Origin of the sequence: Methylophaga sp. UBA1464 (assembly GCF_002325665.1) — a bacterium.
GTDB lineage: Bacteria > Pseudomonadota > Gammaproteobacteria > Nitrosococcales > Methylophagaceae > Methylophaga.
Genome location: NZ_DCSO01000103.1, coordinates 12,088 through 12,739 on the forward strand (window position 1 = coordinate 12,088; position 652 = coordinate 12,739).

At 49.4% G+C, this 652-nt stretch carries 1 pseudogene; it reads left to right on the forward strand.

Annotated elements, in window-relative coordinates:
• Position 1: 1 nt before the first annotated feature.
• Positions 2 to 652 (forward strand): annotated as a pseudogene (locus B3O33_RS14050) (YgiQ family radical SAM protein); the annotation flags it as partial.

A 652-nucleotide genomic window follows, 5' to 3' on the forward strand; every position in this document is an offset into this window, starting at 1 on the left:
AGTGGATCATCCCAGTTTTGGCATGGCATTAATTGGTCGCTTGCTGGAATCTCAAGGCTTTCGAGTCGGCATCATCTCGCAACCGGATTGGAACAGCACCAAAGATTTTCAACGACTTGGTAAACCGAATCTGTTTTTTGGCGTCACCGGCGGCAATATGGATTCGATGGTCAATCGTTACACCTCCGATAAAAAAATTCGTCGTAATGATGCTTACACTGCTGATGGTGAAGGTGGCAAACGCCCTGATCACAGCGTCGTCGTATACAGTCAGCGTTGTCGGGAAGCCTATAAAGGTGTGCCAATTGTTATTGGTGGCATCGAAGCCAGTCTGCGTCGTATTGCACATTATGACTACTGGTCTGAAAAAGTCCGTCGCAGCGTGATTATGGATTCCAAAGCGGATTTACTGGTTTACGGTAACGGTGAACGCCAGGTAGTGGAAATAGCCCATCGGCTGGCACAGGGTGAAGCGGTTAAAGACCTGACAGATGTGCGCGGCACGGTTTATACCCGTCGTCATGGTCGACGTGAAGAATGGTGGGAAAAGGACTCTACCAGTATTGATAAGCCCGGCCAGCTTAATCCACCGATTGATCCTTATCAGATGCAGACGGAAGAGAGTTGCGAGCAATCCAAAGCGGAAACCGCC